Here is a 3,492-nt window from a genome sequence, read left to right as displayed (position 1 = left end):
ATGAGCGACTATCAGGCGATGATGGATGCTATACGGGATGGATTGATCAATCGGACACGATCAGAGATCCCAAGCGATCTGACCGAGCGATCCAACCACCTGAAAAGCTTTGGCTACTTCAACGACGCGAGCATGGTTGGCATTGGGCCGCTGCCCGATCTAGCAAGACGAGAAACAACTGTTCGCAACCCCGAGATTGATCGGCTTTCGCATGATCTTTCGACGCGACAAACAAAGACGCTCGCAAGCGGCATTGACATGATCATGGCGGATCTGAAGGAGTCTATGGCTGCCCCGCCGACGGATATTGATGGGCATAAGTCTACTATTGTCGTCTTGAACGAAGCTCCTCGCCCGCCCTGGCCCGATGAACCCGGCGCGACTTGGTTGCGAGACGCAAGTGTGCCTGCAGCCGCGCTGCGTGCGGCGGAAACAGCTGCGGTATTGGCAAATTATATTCGGCTGCTGGGCTGGGAAGCGCGGGCACATACTGTGACGTCGTCAGATGTTCACTTAAACCGGCTTGGTGTGGCATCGGGGCTTCTTTCTCACGAAGACGGTACCGTGGAGGCCCCCTATATCGGCGAAAGCTTCGGCCTCGCGGCAGTTACGACCACGATGCCCCTCCAACATGACGCCCCCTTGGTGCCAAAGGCAGAACAGCCTTGGTTTCGGACGTCGGGGCCAAGCTGGTGGCTTGGGACATCGGGGGCCCGCCGGACGGGTATTGGCGGCAATCCCTTCAAGTCCAGAGCTTTCCATCTTGGCCCGCATCCTTTTGAAACGCTCAAACGTGTCGAAACTCCCACAACCTATATTGATGAGCCAAACGTTGCGCGCGTTCCTAAACGCACCGACATGTTTGCCCGCGCGCAGTTCGGAGACATGGGCCCGGCGCTCCAAAAAGGAGCGAAGGGCGGGTACTACGCGCGAAAGGCAGCGACATCGAGCGCGCAACGCCGCCTGCTGGGGGCTTTCGTTTTGCTTCAGGATGGCCCCGCAAAGAGTGACCCGAATAAGAGTGATGCCGACGAAAACGCGCTTGCGATCAAAGCTGCGAGTTACTTTCTCGGAATAGACGCAGTTGGGATCAGTCGATGTCCCGAATGGGCGTGGTATTCCCACGATGCAACCGGCGCTGCAATCGAGCCAACGCATGATCAAGCCATTTCGATGATTGTCGATCAAGGCCACGAAACGATGGAGGGCGCGAGCGGCGATGACTGGATTAGCGTCGCGCAATCTATGCGCGCGTATCTTCGGTTTTCGCTTCTTGGAGGGATTATCGCAGAACAAATCCGCAATCTGGGGTATTCCGCAAAAGCGCACACGGTGATGGACGGGGAAGTCTTGCAACCTCCGCTGCTCTTATTGTCTGGGCTGGGCGAAGTGAGCCGCATCGGCGAAGTCATCTTGAACCCGTTCCTTGGACCCCGCTTGAAATCCGGTGTCGTAACCACCGACATGCCCCTTGCGCACGACAAGCCGATTGATTTCGGAATGCAGGCATTTTGTGAGGCCTGCAACAAATGTGCGCGCGAATGTCCAAGCGGCGCGATTACCGCTGGTCCCAAACTGATGTTCAACGGCTATGAAATTTGGAAGTCAGACAGCCAGAAATGTGCCACCTATCGGATCACCACCGAAGGGGGGGCGATGTGTGGCCGGTGTATGAAGACCTGCCCCTGGAACCTTGAGGGTCTGTTCGCAGAAAAGCCTTTTCGATGGGCTGCGATGAATATACCAAATGCTGCCCCTGCCCTTGCAAAACTGGACGATTACGTTGGCAATGGCGGTCTCAACCCGGTCAAAAAATGGTGGTGGGATTTGGAATTGTCCGAAGGTGGGCACTACCTTCCGACCAAAAAAACCGTCAACGCACGCGACTTGCAACCTGACTTGAAACTCAAGTACGAGGATCAAACGCTCGCCGTTTATCCCGCCAACTTAGCTCCTCACCCTTGGCCTTATCCGTTTGCAATGGACCGTGAGGCCGGAATTGAGGCCTATCAGGCACTCGTCACCGCTGAGGAATATCAACGCCGACAGGAAGCCGGTGACGACAGCTTGGTGCATCGATACTCGGCAAAAGGCGAAAGTCCGGTTCTTCGCGTCGTATGCTCCAAAGCAGAACAGATGACACCGGATATCACAAAGTATGAATTTCGCGATCTCGATGGGAACGACCTACCCGCTTGGGACGCAGGTGCGCATCTTGATGTCGTGGTGGCCCCGGAATACCTTCGCCAATACTCGATGTCTGGCGACCCTGCCGATCGCTCGGTTTATCAGATTGGTGTTTTGCGTGAGGACAAAGGTCGCGGCGGGTCTGCGTTGTTACACCGGATATTCTCTGAGGGCCGCAAAGTATTTATCTCCCGCCCAATCAATCACTTCCCGCTCGTTGAAGACTCCGAAATGACATTCCTGATGGGGGGCGGGATTGGCATCACACCCATGATCGCAATGGCGCATCGACTGCACGCATTGGGACGCCGCTTTGAAGTCCACTATTCTGTCCCATCGCGGGCTGGTGCGGGGTATCTGGAGGACTTGGAGAACGCACCTTGGGCAGAAAACTTGCGGCTGCACGTCTCGGACGAAGGAAGCCGGGCAGACTTTGGACGCCTGCTTCCTACATATGAAAAAGGAAGCCAAATCTACACATGCGGCCCCGATCGCTACATGCAGGCGGTCCTGAATGCGGCACAATCTGCCGGTTTTCCTGAGTATGCCCGGCACTTGGAGTATTTTTCTGTCCCAAAAATTCCAGAATACGAAAACCACCCATTCACGCTTCGGCTTTCAAAGTCCGGCAAAACGTTTGAGGTGCCCGCGGATAGGTCGGCTGCAGACATCCTGATTGAGAACGGTGTGCCGATCGACCTGAAATGCTCAGACGGTCTTTGCGGTGTTTGCGTCTGCAATGTGGTCTGCGGAGCCGTGGAGCATCGCGATTTCGTTCTGTCCAAGTCGCAACGGGAAAGTCGAATGATCACCTGTCAATCGCGTGCAGCTGAGCCGAACGGTGTGGTCGAGCTTGATCTATGAGCTGGTCAGGGCCGACTTAAACTATTGATAAGCCGCGTCGCCGACGGCATGCTCCAGGCGAAAGTAGGTCATCGCCAATGCAGTCAGAAAAAGCCACAGCACTATTTGGCGTCATCGAAGCGCGTCGAGACGACCTGATTGCGCTCACGCAGGAATTGGTCCGTATTCCGACGATCAACCCGCCCGGCGATCACTACCTCGAGATCTGCGAATATCTAAAACGTCGTCTGGAAAGCTCAGGGTTTGCAACCGAACTGGTCCGCGGCGAAGGGACACCCGGCGACAGTGACCGCTACCCTCGTTGGAATATTGTGGCACGACGGGACGGACGGCATTCCGGGGAGTGCGTCCACTTCAACTCGCACACGGACGTCGTTGAAGTGGGACACGGGTGGAGCAAGGACCCCTTCGCCGGCACTCTTGAAGACGGCAAAATATTTG

Annotated in this window: 1 protein-coding gene and 1 pseudogene; both read left to right on the top strand. The window is 56.0% G+C overall.

Annotated features, from left to right (window positions below; translation table 11 throughout):
- A partial coding sequence (locus tag Q1B15_RS03235; RefSeq protein WP_299750073.1) for a reductive dehalogenase occupies window positions 1-3,051 on the top strand: 3,051 nt, incomplete at its 5' end.
- Window positions 3,052-3,128: 77 nt separating this feature from the next.
- Window positions 3,129-3,492 (top strand): annotated as a pseudogene (locus Q1B15_RS03230) (succinyl-diaminopimelate desuccinylase); the annotation flags it as partial.

Source organism: uncultured Boseongicola sp. (genome assembly GCF_937988555.1).
Classification (GTDB): domain Bacteria; phylum Pseudomonadota; class Alphaproteobacteria; order Rhodobacterales; family Rhodobacteraceae; genus Boseongicola.
The sequence above is the reverse complement of the archived record's forward strand: the minus strand, read 5'-3'. Positions and strand labels throughout refer to the sequence as shown.